Genomic DNA, 17,425 nt, shown 5'->3' with positions numbered 1-17,425 from the left:
ATCCCGTACGCCGTCGACCCACACACCGTGGAGCGGGCGTGGTTCCTGGCGTCCAGGTGGAGCGCGCCACTGTACGAACGACCTGGACGCCAGGGGCCGCGTCTGCTCGGCTCTGCCTGGGTTGCCGGCGTACGGGATGGAAGCCCCCGCGCACGCCACGACGAACCCGCAGTCGGCGATGGCGCCCCGTCCATCCCGGTGCCGGCCGATCCCCCGCCGGAGGCATCGTTCTGATCTTGGCGGCTCACCAGAGGTGTTCACCTTGTGGCCCTCGGCTTGTCCACGCGCGCGGCACGGACACCGGCCGGGCTGGAGCGGGGCGGAGACAGACATCCGATGCGGTTGATCAGTCAAGCGATGTCGGGGAAGGCTGTCTGCTCGTCGTAGGGGATGCGGTGGGTGAGGCAGTGGTGCAGGCAGCCGAGCATGCGGTTGAACAGGTTGCGTTGGGCTGCGACGTGTCGTTCTTCGGTTGCGCGGCGGCGGTCGTAGTGGGCTCTGGCTCCGGGGGATGCGGTGAGGGCGGCGAAGGCCCAGTTGTAGCCGGCTGAGGCGAGGCGCTGGTTCTTGATGTGCCTGGCCAGGATGGTGGTCTTGCGTCCGGAGGATCTGGTGATGGGTGCGGATCCGGCGTAGGCCTTGAGTGCGCGGGCGGTGGCGAAGCGGGTGTGGTCGTCGCCGAGTTCGGCCAGGACGCGGGCGCCGGTGAGGTGGCCGAGGCCGGGGAAGCTGGTGATGATCTCGGCGTCCTTGTGGGCGGTGAAGGCGTCGACGACTGCGGCCTCCAGTTCGTCGGCGCTGGTGCAGGCCGCTTCGAACTGCCGCAGCAGGGCGAGGGTCTTGGTTGCCATTGCCTGTTCCACCAGGGGTAGTTGGTGCATCTGGGGTTCGCGCAGTAAGCCGTGGAGGCGTTCGACCTCGTCGGTGATCTCGCGTTGGCGGCCGGCCTTTTTGAGGATGGCCCGCAGCTGGGTGCGGGTGAGCTGGGCGGCCTGCGTGGGCGTGGGGGCCGCGGCCAGCAGGGTGCGGCTGACGGGTGAGGCGAGGCCTTCTCGGAAGTGCCGGAAGACGGTGAGGAAGGCGGGGAAGTATTCGCGCAGGTGGGAGCGCAGTCGGTTGCCGGTCTGGACGCGGTCCCAGACGGCGTCCTGCTGGGCTCGGGCCAGGACGGTGATGGCCTGGGCGAGGTGGCTGTCGGCGGGCAGGGGGCGGTGTTCGGCCGGGTCGGTGCGCAGGATGTGGGCCAGGACCTTGGCGTCGAGGTGGTCGGACTTCTTGCGGCTGAGTGCGTAGCGGTCGCGGTAGCGGGCGGCGGTGAGCGGGTTGATGACGTAGATCGGCCGTCCGGTGGCGCGCAGGCAGGCGACCAGCAGTCCGTGGGAGGTCTCGATGGCGACGGGGATCGGGTTGTCGGGGGTGTCGCCGTGGCGGGCGAGGAGGTCGAGGAGCTGGGTGAGGCCTGTGGGGCTGTCGTCGATGCGGAGCTTGGCGAGGAGGCTGCCGCTCTCGTCGAGCAGGGCGATGTCGTGGTGGTCGGTGGCCCAGTCGATGCCGCAGAACACGCTGGTCATGGGGGTGTCCTCTGATTGGCGGTGGTGTGCTTGTCCTCGCCGGGCAGGGGTTGCGCGTCTTCCTAATGGCAGGGCTCAACGGCCCGTCATCCGATCAGTCGTTCGCAATCCCAGCGGTCGTCAGGGGTCTCGGTCAGCTGCGGAACTGGGCGTTCGCCGAGCGGTGAGAGGTGTTCCCTGGCGGCGGCTTGGACCACGGACCAACGATGCCGCTGTTGTGTCTTTCGGTGGAGGGGGCGGGGGCGGTCCGCGCGGGACGAAGGCAGGAGCGCGGGCCGCCCCCGCCCCCTCCGCACGATGAGGAACGAACAAGCGGGCTGGCATGCGGGGCCGACTCTGTCTTGGGAGGTCAGGCCTCAGGAGCGGCTACGGATCACCGCATGCCGGCTCGCTCAAGACGTTCGCCAGCAGGATCAAGACCAACGTCTTACGACGCCATTAGGAGCGCAGGCCCGGCCGGGGGCCGGGCCGCGCACGCCGCGCTTGCGCGGCGACTTGAACCCGTGAAGAAGGTTGTTACTCAGCGACTGGCGGCGCTTGGTGATCATGGAAGAGCCGTGTCAGAACGGCGGTTCCTCGCTCCATCCCTCGCTTGGAGCTGTCCGCCACGGGGAGCTGTCCGGCGATTGATCGGTGTCGCAGAACAGGAAGGGATTCCTCTGGCCTTCGAGCCCTGAGGAGTCCTCGCCCCACGCGTCGAGGGCATCGATCGCCCGCTCTCGGTGCTGCCATAGCTCGCTGGTTCCGAGGATCTGTAGGACGAGCGGTACCAGTTCAGCTCGGTAGCGAAGCAATCTGGGATCGTCCAGGAGCGGGATGCATGCTGCGATCGCCGCTTCGCGCACGTGGCGGTCAGCGTCATACACGTATGCGAAAGCGGCTGAGAACAGCAGCGGCCGGATCTCACGTATGCCGACGGTCGGCGGATGATCGTTGAGAAAGTATCCGTGACGTCGACTTATGGCATCGACCGCATCGGTGACCTCGTTAGAGACCGAAGCGATCCAAGCTAGTAGTTCCGCGCGCATGTTGCCAGGGAAGGCTCGGTGGTCCTTATCGACCGGACGAATTGTCCTCGGGTCGGGCAGGATCGCGGCCACGTACAGAGCTGTGGGTACTGTGGCGTCGTAGATCGTGTTCTGGTGGTGTAGGACGCCGTGCAGGTCGTCGAGCGCCTTAGTTCTCACGCTCTGATCTGTGTCCAGCAGTGCGACCAGCATCTTGGGTGCGTCCGTGGCCCGCCCGTAGGCATGGTCCATCGCGGCCCAGTTGGTGCGGGTGAGTGTCTCTTGCGGATCGGGCAAGTCGTTGCCGGACGACGACTTGTGATCATCTCTCACGCGATCCGCCACAAGGGCGCTACGTACTGCTCCGGGCGGCTGCTGATGAGCAGTCGGCGCAGATCGTCCCGTTGGGAGCCGCTAAGGTTCAGCACTTCGGTGAGGTGACGGAACGTCGTGTAGGTGACTCCGCGGCTTCGGGCCTCGTGCTCGAACTCGTCGAGCTGGGGCAGCACGGTGCCGGGATCGAGCTTTACTGCTGGCTGGTCCTTGAGCCATGCGGCCTTGTTGCGTTCGTAGTCGATCTCCGAGTAGCCGCAGACCTCGCGGCTGTGCGCCTCGACCTCGTCCAGGGTGGTGGCCGTCAGGATGGCGCGGGCCAACTGGTTGCGGTTCAGGGCCTCGTCCAGGTCGACCTCGTGCACCGTCGGGCCCTCGTCTGTTAGCGGAATAGGGAGTCCGGCGTCTCGTACCTCGCAGATGCCTCGTACTCCTCGCGCTGCCGCAGCGAGCATCCCGGTTGCCTCAGACGGGTGCCACTCCAGAATCGAGCTGGCCGGCTCTGCGTCCTTCGCGGTGAAGGTGTGGATGAGAGGCCCCAACAAACCGCGAACCTCGTCGAGCGGGAGTTCGCCATCAAGGCCGGGGCCGGCCACCAGTAGCCGAATAGGCACGTTCACCTGGCAGCACGCGGCCAGCGCGAGTGCGTCGGCTAGCGGGCTCTTGAGCGTCGGCTCCTCGCCTCGCGCGAGGATGTCTCCGCCCACGTCCAGGAGGTCGATTGAGGTCGGCTCCAAGTAGCTCACGAGCTCTTCGAGTTGGCGGGTGACGCCCTCGACGCCGTGATGCGGGTCGATTAGAGCGAAGGTGTGCGGGAGTTCTGCCGCAAGCCGGGGGAGGGTGGAGCCTGCTGGGGCGACCGGGCGGGACTCGGCCGGCACTGACCAGACAGACTCGGTGAGTGGTTCGAGTCCCGTGAAGTCGGAGGGGCCTCGGGGGCCTGGGACCGGGTCGACCAACAGGCGGTCCCACGCGTAGGTGAGGATCACCGCCTGGTCCTCGTCGCCGTACAAGGCGGCGTCAAGCATTGCGGCGGCGACTGCGTCGCCCCCTCCTCCTGCTGCGACGATCAACCGCGTCATGTGCTCAACATTACGGGTTCGGCCTCTGGCCACTCACCCTATAGTGGCTAGAGGCCATAGCCACTTGGACGAGGAGGGGACATGCCTCAGATCGAAGAGGCGCAGCCGAAGTATCTCCAGATCGCTCACTACATCCGCGATCAGATCCTTCGGGGCGACCTGAGGGCGGGGGACGAGGTGCCTTCGGAGCGGCAGTTGGCGGCGAACTGGAAGGTGTCCAGGCCGACGGCCGCGCGGTCGTTGGAGGCGCTGAGCCATCAGGGTCTCGTCGAGAAGCGGCAGGGGTCGGGCACGTATGTGCGCAGCCTTGAAGTCAACCGGCGCGCACGGGAGTTGTATGGGCGGGCGCGACAGACCGGGAAGATCTACACCCCTGGCGAGTACGCGGTCATCACCTCGGCCGGGTGGCTGGATGCTCCTGACTACGTCGCTGAGGCGCTGGGGCTGGTGAAGGATCGTCGGGCAGTGCACCGCCGCCGCGTCACCAACAACCAGGACGGCCCCATCACGCTCTCCACGTCGTGGTTCGCGCCTGACGTCGGACAGCGGGCGCCCAAGCTCCTCGATCCGGAGCGGATCCAAGAGGGCACGCTGATGTACGTCGAGAACACGACCGGACGGCAGGGGAGTTACGCCGAGGACCGCATGTGCGCTCGGCAGGCGACTGGTGAGGAGTCGGCGGACCTGCAACTCGACCCCGGCTCACCGGTCCTGGTCGTGCACCACGTCGTCTTCGATCTGCAGGACCGGCCGTTGGAATTCGCGGAAGCGACCTACCCGCCGCAGCGCTGGGCGTTCGAGCAGGGCTACCCCCTCACCTGATGAATCGCGCCATTTCAGCGAACGGCTTGCATCCCCCAAGTGGCTAATGCCACTATCCATTCAGTGGCTAAGGCCACTTGGAGAAGGGGGCGCGGTCGTGACGAGTCAGGGGTCGGTGCAGGGCGGGCACTTAGCTTGCCGGGCATGCCGTGGTCGGGGTTGGAAGCGGGTCGGCTCGCGCTCCGCCCTGGCGCTCTCCGTCGTCACCGACCGCGCCCGTGCCGCATCGAAACGGCGCTGCCTCGACTGCGACGGTAGCGGCAAGGAGTGAGCACGGATGGCCTACATGATCGACCGCTATCCCTCTGAGGACTCACCGCGACTCGGGGCGATGACCTTGTACCCCGTCGCGGAGTCCGCGGCCCTGTCCCGGCGCTGGTTCCGCAAGTTCATTGCCCCGTACAACCCGGCCTGCTCGGTCGACGACTGCGTGCTCATGATCTCGGAACTGGTCACCAACGCCATCCGCTACGGCCAGTCGGACGAGGTCTGGCGAGTGCGAGTGGAGTGGTTCCGGGAAGGTGCCTCGCTCAAGGTCGAGGTGCACAATGCCGGCTTCCCGGCGAGGGTCCGGCTACGGCGACCGGACGCGGTCGACGCGCACGGCCGCGGGCTGCTCCTCGTCGATTCGATCGCCGACTCCTGGCACTGTGGGTCGAGTCGATTCGGCGGAACGGTCGTCTCCTTCGTGATGGCCGATGCCTGGCCGACCTGAAGAATCTTCGGCTATTGCGCGCGCAATAGAGAGCGCTAGTCTGGTTGACCAGTTGACTTGGCCAATCCCGACGGGCGGCGTTCATGGCGTATGAAGTGGAGGCACCCAAGTACGTACGCCTCGCCCAGACACTCCAGGGCCGCATCGAGGACGGCACGTACCCTCCGGGCTCGAAGGTGCCCAGTGAGAATCAGTTGGTGCAGGCCTTCGGCATGTCCCGGCCGACCGTCGTGCGGGCCCTTGAGTTGCTGAAGCGGGATGGCTGGCTGGAGTCCCGGCAGGGATACGGAACGATCGTGCGCGGTCGGCCGGCCGGTGTCGAGCAGAGGGACCGCCGCGGGCGGGAAGTGCTGGAGCGCGACGAATCGGAGAGTTCAGGACGCCTGATCGCTGTTGAGCAGGTCCCGGTTCCCGCGCGCGTTGCTTCGGTGCTCGGTCTGCCTAAGCGAGCTAAGGTTCTCATGCGCCGTTTCCTGGTCGTGGAGGATGGAGAACCCGTCGAACTGGTCTCGTCCTACTTCCCCGCCGGCCTGGTCGAGGGCACCGCCTTGCAGAGTGTCGATCTCCTGACCGGCGGCACCCGTGCGCACCTTGAGACGCGGAAGAAGGTTCGCTTCGATCACGTGACGGAACGGGTGTCGGCCAGACTGGCCGAGCGTTCTGAGGCCGATCTTCTGGAGCTCCCGGAGGGTGTGCCCGTCCTCAGCGTCCTGGTCGTCGCGTGCGACGCCTCAGGTCAGGCGCTGCAAGTCTCTGACGTGCTGCTCCCGGCTGACCGGCAGGAACTCGAAGACACGTACCGACTCGGCTGAACCTGGGGACACCCACCGCGGCTTGGATGGGACGGCTGATGCTCACGCCCGTCGTGTGGCGAGCCGGTACACCACGTAGGTAAATCCGAGGATGACGTCGACTGCCGCCCACAGCCCAATGATGAGTCCCACGCCGATAGTGGTTCCGACGTCGTCGGCGTCCTCGCACAACTTCAGGTTGTCGCCGGTGAGCCCTCGGCAGTCTTCGGGGGTGCTACTGCCGCTCGCGGCGCCTGAGATCACCCAGATCAGAAACAGGATCTGGATGGCCAGAAAGATCCAGAAAAAGATCCGGCGCCGCTTCTTTGGCTGCGGTGTTCCGCCCTGGTGCGGACTGCCCGCCTGGGGGCCTTGTGGCGGTGCTGCCCAGCCATCCGGTTGCCGTGCGGGTGTCTGCGGCTCGCGTGGATCCCACGACTGCGGCTCCTGAGCACGGCGTTCTCCGCCCATGTCCGCCCTCCTCCGTGTGGCTGGCTTCATGGTGCGCTGGCGTTACCGCGTCCGCTCGTTGACGACCGCCTAAGCCACTTGACAAGTCAACTTGGCATCCCTAACTTCGAACTTGCTAAGTCAACCTGTCAGGTGACGGGTTGATCCATCTCAGAAGGAGAACTCTCTGTGCGTGTGATCCGCGTTGACGCCTCGACCGCGACGATCCTGCTCACCGAAGCGCCGGCACCGAAGGTGCGTGACCGGCAGACCGGTGAGATCGCCAAGGACGCCGTGAGCGGTGAGGCGCTGATGACCGTCGGCGTCGTCTTCATCGACGAGGGGGACTCGTCGCTCATCCAAGTCACCGTTCCCGAAAGCGGTGTGACGGAGGGGCTGACCGTCGGCGCTCCCGTGTCCCTGCCGGGGCTCATCGCCCGGCCGTGGGAGAGCGTGTTCAACGGCCAGCAGCGGCATGGCATCGCCTACCGCGCTACCGCGATCGCGCCGGGTGCCTTCCCGGTCCCGGTCGCTCAGGCGGGCTGATCGTCGTGACGGACCTGATCACGTTGGCCGAGCTGGGCGGGCCCCTCGCTGCGATAGGCGGCGCGGCCTACGTCCGGCACGCCAACCCGGCCGCGTACTGGTCCACGGTCGGGCTGCCGGTTTCGGTGGCCCGGCTGCTGGCCTCGTACTCCTCGACCATGGACGCCTGCGGTCTGACCGTCGAGCCGTCCCGGTTGCGGGTGTTAGCCATCAAGGCGACCAGCCGACGTGAGATCCGGCCGGTCCCGCCTCGGCGGGGCATAATCCGGCCCACTTCGACCGGCCTGCGCGTCCGGCTCCGCCTCGCTCCCGGCCAGGAACCGGCCGATGTCGCCGCCTCGGCGGAACGGCTCCGCCACGCCTGGGGCGTGCACGGCGTGTATGTGAAGGACGTCAAGCCCGGTGTCGTCGAACTGTGCCTTATCGGCTTCGACGTCCTGCGCAAGGTGCGCATGCCGCGGCGGACCGAGGGCGGATTCCTCAAAGTGCCGGTGGCCTTGAGGGAGGACGCGACCGCGTTCTTACGGGACTACCGCGCTGTGCCGCATGGACTCGTCCTCGGCGCGACGCTGTCGGGCAAGTCCATGTACCTGCGGAACCTCATTGCCGGGCTCGCGCGACAGCCTGTCGCCCTGGTCGGCGTCGACTGCAAGCGGGGCGTCGAGCTTGCCCCGTTCGCCTCCCGCTTCACCGCGCTGGCCACCGACCCGGACGAGGCGGCCGAACTGCTGCCCGTCCTGGTCCAGGAAATGGAGGACCGATACGACTTCATCAAGTTCCGGCAGGGCATCGCTCCCGGTACCCGCGACGAGGAGATCACCTCGGACATCTGGGGCCTGCCTGAGAGCGAACGGCCCACCCCCATCGTGCTGTTCGTCGACGAGGTGGCCGAACTCTTCCTCGTCGCGACCCGAAAGGACGAGGAACGCCGCGACGAGATGGTCACTCACCTCATCCGCCTCGCCCAGCTGGGCCGGGCGGCCGGCATCTACCTGGAGGTCTGCGGGCAGCGCTTCGGTGCCGAGCTGGGCAAGGGCGCCACCATGCTCCGGGCCCAGCTCACCGGCCGTGTCTGCCACCGCGTCAACGACGAAGCGTCGGCCAAGATGGCTTTGGGGGACATCGCCCCTGAAGCGGTCGAGGCCTCCTGCGCCATCGCCGCCGAGCTGCCGGGCCTGGCTGTGGCCGGTGACACCTCCGGCGGCTGGTCCCGCATCCGCACCCCGTACCTGTCCCTCGCCGCTGCTGCGGCCACCTGCCGCGAGACGGCCCACCTCACCCCGGACGTTCCGGCGCTCACGCCCTTCCGGCCGTACGTCCCGCCTGTCGCCCTCGACCGCCCCGAACCGGTACCTACCGCGCGCCTCGCCTCCGACACACAGGGGGACTGATCGATGCGCACCCCCGGCATCCGCATGGACCCCATCCTGATCCAAGCGGCCATCGCCGCGGCGCTCTCCTTCGCCCACTTGCACGACCTCGCTGCGGCGGCCGGGCAGGACGGTTGGAAGGCGTGGGCCTATCCGATCAGCGTTGACCTGCTCCTCGTTGCGGCCTGGCGGCGGCTGCGCTCCGGTACGGCGAAAGCCGCGGGCTGGTGCTGGTTCGTCGTCGCCCTGGTCGCGTCGCTGGGCGCGAACGTCGCCACCGCCGGCCTGCTCGACCTCGGCGACGTCCCGGCCTGGCTGCGCATCCTCGTCGCCGGATGGCCCGCGGTCGCCTTCCTCGGCGGAACACTCCTCGCGCACGGCACCCCCGATCGCGACGAGGCGCCGGTGTCGGACCAGGACGAGACACCCGCCACGCCCGTCACGACGACCGCCCCTGAGCTGCCCGCCGCTGCTCCACGTCCGGCCGCGCAGCCCACGGCCGCCCCCGTCCCGCCCGCCCTCGTCGCCCTCGCTCGCAAGGTCGCCGACGACCACCGGACCCGGACCGGGACTGACATCGACACCCCAACCCTTCGCACCCGCCTCGGCGTTCCGCTCACGCTCGCTGAAGCCATCGCCGCCCAACTCACCTGACCCCGGAGGACTTTCCACCTTGCGCCCGTCCACGCTCCGCACGCTCAACCGCGCCGCCGAGCTGACCCGTCAGAACCGCCTCACCGAAGCAATGCTCATCGCCGAACCCGTGATCCTCACCGCCGACGAGTACGAGGGCGCGGAGATCCGGCGCTGGCTGCTCGACCACGTCGCCGACTTCACCGACGAGAACCAGAACCACGACGAACAAAAGGAGCTGCCCTGATGCCCGCCAACCGCCGCTTCCGCCGAGTCGTCCGCATCGGACCCGTCCAGGTCGGCACCGCTTACGACGGCCGCGGCCGCGAGAAGCACACCGCCGTCTGCACCGCACCGCGCTGCGCCTTCTCCAACGACTTCGACACCCGCGCCGCCGCCGAGCTCGCCGCCCGCACCCACCGCTGCCGCGTCCGCTGAGGAGACCCCTGTGACCGTCTCGCTCCCGCTCGTCTTCGTCCTGGGCGTCATCGCCTGGGCCGCAATCAAGTTCCTCGGCGTGCGCATGTGGGTCGCCGTCGTGATCGCTCTCTTCGGCTTCTGGCTCTCCCACACCTTCCTCGCCCCCGCCATCGAGTCCGGCACCCGTTCCGGGGTCGGCGTCGTCAACGGCGACAACCGCTGAAAGGAGCTCCGCCATGTTCCGCCCCAAGCTGCCCGACGTCCCGACTCCGCCGCCGACCCTCATCCCGCAGCAGCACCACCAGCACAACCCGGCTCCGACCGCCGCCGGCCGCTCGCTCAGCCCCTACGCGGGCCCGGTCGCCGCCGTCCTCGTCGGCGGAGTCGTCCTCACCGCGCTCCTGGCGGCCGTCGCCATCACGGCCATCTCCGTGGCCATCGCCGCCGTGGTCCTGCGCTCGCTCCTCAAGAGCACCAACAGGCGCTGACCGGCCGCCGGGGCGGCAAACGCCGCCAAGCATCCCGCCGCCCCGGGGCCATCCCTCCCAACCGCAGAAACAGCCGAAAGGAACCACCATCATCACCCGGCAGACTCCGCCCCCGCTGGCGGAACTCTCCATGCTGGCCTCCCTCGGCACCATGCCCGAACTGGCCCGCCAACTCTCCGGCCTGGGCGGCTGCACCCACCCTGTCCGCCTCGACGGCCACCGCACCGAATACGCCGTCGACACGACAACCGGCGAGATTGGCCGCACCCTGCACCACCTCGACTCGACCGCCCTCCCGGCTGGCCAACTCCTCGTCCGCTGCAACAACCGCCGCGCGACCCGCTGCCCGGCCTGTGCCGAGACCTACCGCCGCGACACCTATCACCTGATCACCGCCGGACTGCGCGGCGGCAAAGGCACCTCGGACCAGGTCGCCACACATCCGCGCGTCTTCGCCACCTTCACCGCCCCCGGCTTCGGCCCCGTCCACAACCGCCGCAGCGACGGGCACCCCTGCCGCTGCGGTGCCCGCCACGACGAGAACGACAGCAGATTAGGCACGCCCCTCGACCCGGACCGCTACGACTACGAAGCGGCCGTGCTCTGGAACGCCCACGCCGGACACATTTGGCGGCGCTTCTCCATCTACCTCCGTCGGGAGATCGCCAAGCGCGCCGGCCTCACCCAACGCACCTTCCGCGACCATGCCCGCGTCTCCTTCGCCAAGGTCGCCGAGTACCAGAAGCGCGGGGCTGTGCACTTCCATGCCGTCATCCGCATCGACGGCCCGGATGGTGGCGACACGGCTCCGCCCGCCTGGGCGACGGCGGAGCTCCTGACGGACGCCGTCCGGGCCGCGGCCACCGCCGCCCGCGTCGACGGCCCGACCGTTGACGGACGCGCGCACACCTTCGCCTTCGGCCGCCAACTCGACGTCCGCACGATCCGATCCGCCGACTTCGACGACGGCCAGGAGCTCACCGAACGGGCCGTCGCCTCGTACATCGCGAAGTACGCGACAAAGGGTGCCGAGACGGCGACCGGCACCCTCGACCGCCCGCTGAAGTTCCTTGCTGAGCTCGCCCAGGCACGCATATCCGACCACGCCCGACGCATGATCCGCGTCGCCTGGACCCTCGGCGCACGCCCCGAACTCGCCGATCTCCGTCTACGCGCCTGGGCCCACATGCTCGGCTTCCGCGGCCACTTCTCCACCAAGTCCCGCCGCTACTCCACCACCCTCGGCGCGCTGCGCACGGCCCGTGCCGACTGGCGACGCGCGCAGGTCGCCCCGGTGGTCGAGACAGAGCCGACGGAAACGACCCTCGTCCTCTCGCACTGGGCCTTCGCCGGAACCGGCCTCTCCCGCGCCGAAGCCTGGCTTTCCGCATCCCTCGAACCCGCTCCCGGAACGGAAGGAGAACCGACTACATGAATGACCGCTACCTCTCCGTCGACCAGGTCGCCGAGCTGCTCGGCACCTCCACCCGCTTCCCCCGGCGGCTCATCGAGGAACGGCGCATCCGCTACGTGAAGGTCGGCCGGCACGTCCGTATCCCCGAGAGCGCCGTGTCGGAGTTCGTCGACTCGCACACGGTGCAGCCGTTGAGGCGGCCCCGTGCCCGCTACGGGAGGGCTGCCTGATGGCGAACGACAAGGGGCGGCGGCGCCGCTTCGGTGCGATCCGGCGGCTTCCCTCCGGCCGGTACCAGGCGCGCTATCCCGGCCCGGACGGCGTCATGCGGCCAGCTCCGTTCACTTTCGAGACGATCGCCGATGCCGACGACTGGCTTGCCGAGAAGCAGACGGAGATCCGTCGGGGAGACTGGCGGGACCCCGAAGCGGGTGCGGTGAGCTTCCGGGCCTACGCGGACAAGTGGGTGGAGGAACGCGAACTCGCCCCGCTCACACGGGACCTGTACCGGTACCTCCTCGACAAGCACCTGTTCGCCTTCGCGGACTTGGACCTGGACGAGATCACCGCCCCGCGCGTTCGTGAGTGGCGTGCCGACCGGCTGCGGGGCACGGGTGCCAAGACGATCACCGCCAAGGCGTACCGGCTCCTCAAGGCTGTCATGGAGACGGCCGTGGACGACGAGCTGATCCAGCGCAATCCGTGCCGGATCAAGGGCGCAGGCAAGGAGAGGGCGGCTGAGCGGCGTATCGCCACTGTCGCCCAGGTCGACGCGCTCGCCGAAGCGGTGGGGATGCGATGGCGGCTCATGGTCTACCTCGGTGCCTACGGTCCGATGCGGCCCGAGGAACTGGCCGGCCTTCGCCGCCGTGACGTCGACCTCGACAACCTTCGCGTCCGTGTACGCCTCGCCGAGCCGGAACGGATGAACGGGCGGCGCGTCCAGGGCGACACCAAGTCGGAGGCCGGGACCCGGACTGTGATCCTTCCCGCGTTCCTCCACCGGGAGCTCCGTTGGCATCTGGAGTCATTCGCGGAGCCGGGGCCCGACGGGCTGCTGTTCGTGGGAGAGAAGGGTGCTCCCTTCCGGCGCAGCACTTTCGGGCGAAGGTGGCGTAAGGCTCGGGAGACCGTCGGCATGCCCGAGGGCTTCCGGTTCTACGACCTCCGCCATACGGGGCACACTCTGTCCACGCGATCCGGTGCCACCCTCAAGGACACGATGGTCCGCGCCGGCCAGTCTTCCGAGAAGGCCGCGCTGATCTATCAGCACTCCGACGACGATCGACAGCAGGAAGTCGCCGCCGGTCTCGACGCCACCGTGCGGAAGGCGCGGGCAGCCGCAGTCGGGAGGGCCCCGGACAAGCAATCTGGCACGAATCTGGCACGCGGCGAGTGATCGCAAAAGACAGCAAAAAGGCCCGGCTCTCTGAGCTGGGCCTTCTTCGTGGAGCGGGTGACGAGAATCGAACTCGCGCTCTCAGCTTGGGAAGCTGATGTTCTACCATTAAACTACACCCGCGTAAGACGCCGGTCAGGACCGGTGTCGGAACGCTCCGTCACTCTACCTCATGCCGGACCTCGGGCGCTGAAGCCCCGGGGTCCGAGTGCGTTTCAGGGGGAGGGATCCGGCTACACGAGGCTGGAGTTGGGGCGTACGGTGGTGCGGTGCGAGTGGGGCCGGCGGGGCCGGAGTGCCGCCTGCGAGGTCGTTCTGTTCGTCCCGTAATGTGGCTTTCAGTGTCCGGCGAGCAGCAGCCGGACGCGGCTCTTGGGGAAGGGACTACAGGACTTGATGGAGCGCACCCTCGTCCGTTGTGCCGATGGGCACGTGTTCAGCACCGCTTCGTTCCCGATGCAGCAGGCCTTGCGGCTCGGTCCCGGACGGCTCGTCCGGTGTCCTCGTTGCGCCCGGTTGCGCAACGCCGTGCCGGTGACGCTCGACCGGCGTCGTCGTGAGGAAGCCCTGGCCGCCGGAGAGCGGTAGTCGGCGGCAGCCGGCTCGCCGGGCCCGCGGGTCCGGCGAGCCGGCCGGCCCCGGTCGCCGTGGCAGGTGGCCGGCGGTCTCGCGGTGCGGCGCGTGGAGTCCTCCGATGACGGCGGCTCCGCGCGCCTTGCGTATCCTCGGGACGTGCTTCTCTCAGACAAGGACATCCGGGCCGAGATCGACGCCGGACGAGTACGGATCGATCCCTACGACGAATCCATGGTGCAGCCGTCGAGCATCGATGTCCGGCTCGACCGGTACTTCCGGGTGTTCGAGAACCACCGGTATCCGCACATCGACCCCTCCGTGGAGCAGGTCGACCTGACCCGGCTCGTGGAGCCCGAGGGCGACGAGCCGTTCATCCTCCACCCGGGGGAGTTCGTGCTCGCCTCCACGTACGAGGTCATCTCGCTTCCCGACGACCTCGCCTCCCGGCTCGAGGGCAAGAGCTCGCTCGGCAGGCTCGGGCTGGTCACCCACTCCACCGCCGGGTTCATCGACCCCGGGTTCTCCGGGCACGTGACGCTCGAGCTGTCCAACCTCGCCACCCTGCCGATCAAGCTCTGGCCGGGAATGAAGATCGGCCAGCTGTGCATGTTCCGGCTGACCTCGCCCGCCGAGTCCCCGTACGGCAGCGAGCGGTACGGATCCCGGTACCAGGGGCAGCGCGGCCCGACGGCCTCCCGCTCCTTCATGAACTTCCACCGGACCCAGGTGTGAGCAGCGGTAGGGACGGCGGCGGTAGGGACGGCGGCGGTAGGGACGGCGGTGCGGGCGGCGGTGTCGAGCCGGCGCGGGAGAACCTCACCTACGAGCAGTTCGGGACGGCCGTCCGCGAGCTCGCCCAGGCCGTCGCCGACGACGGTTACGTCCCCGACGTCATCCTCAGCATCGCCCGCGGCGGCGTCTTCGTCGCCGGTGGTCTGGCCTACGCCCTCGACTGCAAGAACATCCACCTGGTCAACGTGGAGTACTTCGGGCTGGCTGCTTAGCAGTCAGTGCCTGACATTGGCAAACTAGCAGATGAGGGTATCTGTAGGTCTGGTTTGCTCTTGCTGTTCGTTTGCCTTGATTGCTGCTGATCATGGTCCATGTGCTGAGCTGGTGCTGACTTGGCAGCGCCAGCTCAAACCGCCCTCATCGTGTCTGAGGGCGGTCATGGTTGTGTCTGGCGCAGGTTGAATGTGGCGCGCAGGCGTGCGCTGAGAGGCGGCATCACTCTGGGGTTACCGCGAATCTGCCGCAACATCTGATGTCGTGGCCCACTGCACGGGCGCCCGGGGCTGGTCGAGTGCGCCCAGATAGATGACCAACGCGAGCTTCCGAGCCGCGGGGTTGAGATGTCAGACATCTCGGTCAAGAGCTCGGGGACTGCTCTTTCTGCTACATCACCGTCACCCGATCGGTGGCCAGCTCGAAGAGGGTCAGTGAGGGGAGCGACTCCCCTGGGCTATCACATGCTGGCATGCACTCAAGCTGGGCGTGGCGCGGCTCTTTAGCGGGTCGGGACACCCCGTGACCACTGCCCCAAGTGCGGTCCGCCGTATAGCATGAACTATGACCTTGGCCAGTGTCTCGATCGAAAACTACCGCTGCTTCGCTGCCAGGCAAGCCCTAGAGCTGCGACCCATCACTGTGATTCTGGGTAGGAATAACTCTGGAAAGAGTGCGCTGGCGAGGTCACCTCTTGTGCTTTCCAAAGGAATCATGACGGATTCACCGCTGCCGCTTGACTTGGATCAGCTGGAAAATGAAATTGCGGCCCCATCTTTCATCGACTTGATCCACGGAATGCGTCCTCACGGGAACATTAAGATCGGTCTCGAATTCACGAGGGACGGCTCCCCTAGTTTGCATCTTGAAGCTTCGATTCAGAACATCGATGAATGGAAGCTTCAAGTGGTAAGTTCCCTAAAGCTTACGACACCAGATCACGAGATTTTCCTTGAATGGATTCCGACGAGTGATCCTCGGCCCGATGAAAGGGTTTACAAGGTGACCTCGGGTGCCAGTAGCATCGCTGCTACGGCAATCAGATTCGAGGGGCTGCTTCCGGTAGGTATTGCTGAAAAGTCCGAACTAGCTGAAGCCGTTATCAGTGTCGCAGCGCGAGCTAGGTCTGAGTTCAGCAGAGTTCGCTACTTGGGTCCCTTTCGAGAGCGTCCCGCACGGTTGCACAAACTGCCGTCTCGAATGCCGCAAGAAGTCGGACCTCATGGGGAATCAGCTGCAGGAATGCTGGCTAACGACATGGCGCGCGGCCAAGGTGAACTGATTTCTCAGGTGAATGATTTCCTGAGTGAAAATCTACCTGGTTGGACCGTGGAGGTGACCGAGAGTGGTGAAATGTATTCCATTCTGTTCCGTTCTAGAGTTGATAAAACCATCGCGGTGAATGTCAGTGATGTGGGCACCGGAGTGGCGCAGGCTCTGCCCATTTTCGTACAGCGAGCCATGGATGTCCTTCAACCACCCAATCGCGACACTCTGGAGATCATTGAGGAGCCGGAACTCCACCTTCACCCTTCCGCCCACGCTTTGCTGGCAGATCTTTACTTGGCTGCAGCCCGTACATCGGGCGTAAGGTTTCTTATCGAAACGCACAGCGAGACTTTGCTGCTACGGCTCCGACGTAGAATCGCCGAAGGCCTGTCCCCTGAAAACGTCGCCATCTATTTCGTGGAAGACCTTGGTGGCTCTGCAACAGCTCGGCTGATCGAAATCGATCCCCTTGGGAACCTGGACTACTGGCCCCGCGGGATCTTTTCCGAGGATCTTGAAGAAACGCGCGCACTTGTTTCTGCTCAGATTGACCGGACGGATTCAAATGCGAGTTAAGATCGGCGGCTCAATTTTTGCTTCATGTGAGGCTCCTGACACGCTTCTCGCACTTATCCGCCAATTTGCAAAAGGGCGGCATCAGTGGGCGTCGGACCCACGAGCGCTTGCCGACGTCTCTACATTTTTCCACACTCACTTCCCATCAATGGCTCAGGCATATATCAAGCTTGCTGAAGAGAGTGCGGTAAGTCAGATTTGGCAGGCAAGAAATAGCGCTTCCGGTCCTGTCGATTTGGAGCCTGAAATTCTGGATGAACAAGTAGAAGACCTAAGCCGACCGGCGATTCTGGTGGTTGAGGACTTCGTCTCAGACGGCTACTTTATTCGAGCCGTCGCGCGAGCATTTAATTATCCCGAGATCATCGAAGCGATCGATTCAGATTGGCTTCAAGTGCGCCATGGCGGTGGAAAGGATAGAGCAGAGGCTTGCGCGCGGGAAGAAGTAGAAAAGTTTAGCCAGATACTTCGTGTGGCCATCATGCTTGACAGCGATCGCCTGACAGCGACCGAAGAAACTAAGTGTCACGCGATCGCTAAGCGTCTCAATCGACGAGGCGTGAAGAGTCATGTCCTTGAGTATCGCGAGACTGAAAATTACGTTCCCAATCACGTGCTTCAGGCAATCAAACCATTTCGCGAAAAATCGAAGCTCATTGATAGTCTCAAGAAGTTGTCACCTGAGCAACGTGCCTACTTCGACATGAAGAAGGGGTTCAAGGTCGACGAGGCGGGCCGGCCGGTAGTTCCTCACCAGCAGGTTGACCTCTACAAAAATGTGCCGAGTGACGTAATTAGGAAGCTAACCCATGGGTTCGGTGCCCAGTTGAATATGGAGTTGGATAAGCAGACGCAGACTGGGAAAGTCAGCCAGGAGCACGTTTCGGGAATTGGAGCATCCGTTTCAAGCGAACTTCATAGTTTGCTCAAGATGGTAAGAGAAATCGTCTAGGAGAGC

At 66.1% G+C, this 17,425-nt stretch carries 21 protein-coding genes, 1 tRNA gene and 1 pseudogene; 18 read left to right on the top strand and 5 right to left on the bottom strand.

What is annotated here, in order from left to right; translation table 11 throughout:
• Positions 1-350: 350 nt before the first annotated feature.
• The 3 genes from KMS84_RS20310 to KMS84_RS20300 all read right to left on the bottom strand — a co-directional run bounded on the left by KMS84_RS20310 (position 351) and on the right by KMS84_RS20300 (position 3,993).
• On the bottom strand, positions 351-1,571 hold the full coding sequence (locus tag KMS84_RS20310) for an IS110 family RNA-guided transposase (RefSeq protein WP_256917767.1): 1,221 nt from the start codon (positions 1,569-1,571) through the stop codon (positions 351-353).
• Positions 1,572-2,131: 560 nt separating this feature from the next.
• Positions 2,132-2,923, bottom strand: a complete 792-nt coding sequence (locus tag KMS84_RS20305; RefSeq protein WP_256917766.1) for a hypothetical protein — start codon at positions 2,921-2,923, stop codon at positions 2,132-2,134.
• Positions 2,908-3,993 carry a DUF1152 domain-containing protein gene (locus KMS84_RS20300; protein ID WP_256917765.1) on the bottom strand — a complete coding sequence of 362 codons (1,086 nt, stop codon included), beginning with the start codon at positions 3,991-3,993 and terminating at the stop codon, positions 2,908-2,910. Before KMS84_RS20300 ends, KMS84_RS20305 begins: the two co-directional genes overlap by 16 nt.
• Positions 3,994-4,074: 81 nt before the next feature.
• Here KMS84_RS20300 and KMS84_RS20295 point away from each other — a divergent pair, with 81 nt between their 5' ends.
• The 3 genes from KMS84_RS20295 to KMS84_RS20285 all read left to right on the top strand — a co-directional run bounded on the left by KMS84_RS20295 (position 4,075) and on the right by KMS84_RS20285 (position 6,342).
• Positions 4,075-4,815 carry a GntR family transcriptional regulator gene (locus KMS84_RS20295; protein ID WP_256917764.1) on the top strand — a complete coding sequence of 247 codons (741 nt, stop codon included), beginning with the start codon at positions 4,075-4,077 and terminating at the stop codon, positions 4,813-4,815.
• A gap of 277 nt (positions 4,816-5,092) precedes the next feature.
• Positions 5,093-5,530: an ATP-binding protein gene (locus tag KMS84_RS20290; RefSeq protein WP_256917763.1), complete on the top strand. Its 438-nt coding sequence runs from the start codon at positions 5,093-5,095 to the stop codon at positions 5,528-5,530.
• Positions 5,531-5,613: 83 nt separating this feature from the next.
• The gene (locus KMS84_RS20285) at positions 5,614-6,342 is read left to right on the top strand and encodes a GntR family transcriptional regulator (RefSeq protein WP_256917762.1); all 729 of its coding nucleotides are present in this window, start codon (positions 5,614-5,616) and stop codon (positions 6,340-6,342) included.
• A 42-nt stretch (positions 6,343-6,384) separates the two neighbouring features.
• Here the strand turns inward: KMS84_RS20285 and KMS84_RS20280 are convergent, their stop codons facing one another.
• Complete coding sequence (locus KMS84_RS20280) at positions 6,385-6,792, bottom strand: OPT/YSL family transporter (protein WP_256917761.1); 408 nt, start codon at positions 6,790-6,792, stop codon at positions 6,385-6,387.
• A gap of 168 nt (positions 6,793-6,960) precedes the next feature.
• Between KMS84_RS20280 and KMS84_RS20275 the strand changes: the two genes are divergently transcribed.
• The 10 genes from KMS84_RS20275 to KMS84_RS20230 all read left to right on the top strand — a co-directional run bounded on the left by KMS84_RS20275 (position 6,961) and on the right by KMS84_RS20230 (position 13,041).
• On the top strand, positions 6,961-7,317 hold the full coding sequence (locus KMS84_RS20275; RefSeq protein WP_057603435.1) for an SCO3933 family regulatory protein: 357 nt from the start codon (positions 6,961-6,963) through the stop codon (positions 7,315-7,317).
• A gap of 5 nt (positions 7,318-7,322) precedes the next feature.
• Positions 7,323-8,708, top strand: a complete 1,386-nt coding sequence (locus tag KMS84_RS20270) for an FtsK/SpoIIIE domain-containing protein (RefSeq protein WP_256917760.1) — start codon at positions 7,323-7,325, stop codon at positions 8,706-8,708.
• A gap of 3 nt (positions 8,709-8,711) precedes the next feature.
• On the top strand, positions 8,712-9,341 hold the full coding sequence (locus KMS84_RS20265; RefSeq protein WP_256917759.1) for a DUF2637 domain-containing protein: 630 nt from the start codon (positions 8,712-8,714) through the stop codon (positions 9,339-9,341).
• Positions 9,342-9,360: 19 nt separating this feature from the next.
• Complete coding sequence (locus KMS84_RS20260) at positions 9,361-9,567, top strand: hypothetical protein (RefSeq protein ID WP_256917758.1); 207 nt, start codon at positions 9,361-9,363, stop codon at positions 9,565-9,567.
• Positions 9,567-9,758, top strand: coding sequence for a mobile element transfer protein (locus tag KMS84_RS20255; RefSeq protein WP_256917757.1), 192 nt, complete (start codon positions 9,567-9,569; stop codon positions 9,756-9,758). Before KMS84_RS20260 ends, KMS84_RS20255 begins: the two co-directional genes overlap by 1 nt.
• Positions 9,759-9,768: 10 nt before the next feature.
• A complete protein-coding gene (locus KMS84_RS20250) occupies positions 9,769-9,963 on the top strand; it encodes a hypothetical protein (RefSeq protein ID WP_037680541.1) in 195 nt (64 codons plus the stop codon).
• A gap of 13 nt (positions 9,964-9,976) precedes the next feature.
• Positions 9,977-10,228 (top strand): SpdD protein, encoded by a 252-nt coding sequence (locus KMS84_RS20245; protein ID WP_256917756.1) that lies wholly within the window; start codon positions 9,977-9,979, stop codon positions 10,226-10,228.
• 130 nt (positions 10,229-10,358) lie between these two features.
• On the top strand, positions 10,359-11,663 hold the full coding sequence (locus KMS84_RS20240; RefSeq protein ID WP_256917755.1) for a replication initiator: 1,305 nt from the start codon (positions 10,359-10,361) through the stop codon (positions 11,661-11,663).
• Positions 11,660-11,872 carry an excisionase family DNA-binding protein gene (locus KMS84_RS20235; RefSeq protein WP_256917754.1) on the top strand — a complete coding sequence of 71 codons (213 nt, stop codon included), beginning with the start codon at positions 11,660-11,662 and terminating at the stop codon, positions 11,870-11,872. The genes KMS84_RS20240 and KMS84_RS20235 overlap by 4 nt, the downstream gene beginning before the upstream one ends.
• Positions 11,872-13,041, top strand: coding sequence for a tyrosine-type recombinase/integrase (locus tag KMS84_RS20230; RefSeq protein WP_256917753.1), 1,170 nt, complete (start codon positions 11,872-11,874; stop codon positions 13,039-13,041). The genes KMS84_RS20235 and KMS84_RS20230 overlap by 1 nt, the downstream gene beginning before the upstream one ends.
• A gap of 49 nt (positions 13,042-13,090) precedes the next feature.
• Here the strand turns inward: KMS84_RS20230 and KMS84_RS20225 are convergent.
• Positions 13,091-13,164 (bottom strand) — tRNA-Gly (locus KMS84_RS20225).
• Positions 13,165-13,437: 273 nt separating this feature from the next.
• Between KMS84_RS20225 and KMS84_RS20220 the strand changes: the two genes are divergently transcribed.
• The 5 genes and pseudogenes from KMS84_RS20220 to KMS84_RS20200 all read left to right on the top strand — a co-directional run bounded on the left by KMS84_RS20220 (position 13,438) and on the right by KMS84_RS20200 (position 17,419).
• Positions 13,438-13,629: a hypothetical protein gene (locus tag KMS84_RS20220; protein ID WP_256917752.1), complete on the top strand. Its 192-nt coding sequence runs from the start codon at positions 13,438-13,440 to the stop codon at positions 13,627-13,629.
• 144 nt (positions 13,630-13,773) lie between these two features.
• Positions 13,774-14,349: a dCTP deaminase gene (gene dcd / locus KMS84_RS20215; RefSeq protein ID WP_256917751.1), complete on the top strand. Its 576-nt coding sequence runs from the start codon at positions 13,774-13,776 to the stop codon at positions 14,347-14,349.
• A pseudogene (locus tag KMS84_RS20210) lies at positions 14,346-14,606 on the top strand (phosphoribosyltransferase); the annotation flags it as partial. The gene dcd and the pseudogene KMS84_RS20210, both read left to right, overlap by 4 nt.
• 580 nt (positions 14,607-15,186) lie before the next feature.
• The gene (locus KMS84_RS20205) at positions 15,187-16,467 is read left to right on the top strand and encodes an AAA family ATPase (protein WP_256917750.1); all 1,281 of its coding nucleotides are present in this window, start codon (positions 15,187-15,189) and stop codon (positions 16,465-16,467) included.
• Positions 16,457-17,419, top strand: coding sequence for a hypothetical protein (locus KMS84_RS20200; RefSeq protein WP_256917749.1), 963 nt, complete (start codon positions 16,457-16,459; stop codon positions 17,417-17,419). The genes KMS84_RS20205 and KMS84_RS20200 overlap by 11 nt, the downstream gene beginning before the upstream one ends.
• The last annotated feature ends 6 nt before the right edge of the window (positions 17,420-17,425 follow it).

It is taken from the genome of Streptomyces hilarionis (assembly GCF_024539675.1).
In the GTDB taxonomy this organism is placed as follows: Bacteria; Actinomycetota; Actinomycetes; order Streptomycetales; family Streptomycetaceae; genus Streptomyces; species Streptomyces hilarionis.
Note: the sequence above shows the minus strand (reverse complement) of the source record. Positions and strands in the feature narration are given on the sequence as shown.

What these genes read in the sequence shown, in the direction of transcription:
- KMS84_RS20310 (WP_256917767.1), bottom strand. Translation starts at nt 1,571, where the DNA reads ATGACCAGCGTGTTCTGCGGCATCGACTGGGCCACCGACCACCACGAC.
- KMS84_RS20300 (WP_256917765.1), bottom strand. Translation starts at nt 3,993, where the DNA reads ATGACGCGGTTGATCGTCGCAGCAGGAGGAGGGGGCGACGCAGTCGCC.
- KMS84_RS20295 (WP_256917764.1), top strand. Translation starts at nt 4,075, where the DNA reads ATGCCTCAGATCGAAGAGGCGCAGCCGAAGTATCTCCAGATCGCTCAC.
- KMS84_RS20290 (WP_256917763.1), top strand. Translation starts at nt 5,093, where the DNA reads ATGGCCTACATGATCGACCGCTATCCCTCTGAGGACTCACCGCGACTC.
- KMS84_RS20285 (WP_256917762.1), top strand. Translation starts at nt 5,614, where the DNA reads ATGGCGTATGAAGTGGAGGCACCCAAGTACGTACGCCTCGCCCAGACA.
- KMS84_RS20280 (WP_256917761.1), bottom strand. Translation starts at nt 6,792, where the DNA reads ATGGGCGGAGAACGCCGTGCTCAGGAGCCGCAGTCGTGGGATCCACGC.
- KMS84_RS20265 (WP_256917759.1), top strand. Translation starts at nt 8,712, where the DNA reads ATGCGCACCCCCGGCATCCGCATGGACCCCATCCTGATCCAAGCGGCC.
- KMS84_RS20255 (WP_256917757.1), top strand. Translation starts at nt 9,567, where the DNA reads ATGCCCGCCAACCGCCGCTTCCGCCGAGTCGTCCGCATCGGACCCGTC.
- KMS84_RS20245 (WP_256917756.1), top strand. Translation starts at nt 9,977, where the DNA reads ATGTTCCGCCCCAAGCTGCCCGACGTCCCGACTCCGCCGCCGACCCTC.
- KMS84_RS20240 (WP_256917755.1), top strand. Translation starts at nt 10,359, where the DNA reads ATGCTGGCCTCCCTCGGCACCATGCCCGAACTGGCCCGCCAACTCTCC.
- KMS84_RS20235 (WP_256917754.1), top strand. Translation starts at nt 11,660, where the DNA reads ATGAATGACCGCTACCTCTCCGTCGACCAGGTCGCCGAGCTGCTCGGC.
- KMS84_RS20230 (WP_256917753.1), top strand. Translation starts at nt 11,872, where the DNA reads ATGGCGAACGACAAGGGGCGGCGGCGCCGCTTCGGTGCGATCCGGCGG.
- KMS84_RS20220 (WP_256917752.1), top strand. Translation starts at nt 13,438, where the DNA reads ATGGAGCGCACCCTCGTCCGTTGTGCCGATGGGCACGTGTTCAGCACC.
- KMS84_RS20205 (WP_256917750.1), top strand. Translation starts at nt 15,187, where the DNA reads ATGACCTTGGCCAGTGTCTCGATCGAAAACTACCGCTGCTTCGCTGCC.
- KMS84_RS20200 (WP_256917749.1), top strand. Translation starts at nt 16,457, where the DNA reads ATGCGAGTTAAGATCGGCGGCTCAATTTTTGCTTCATGTGAGGCTCCT.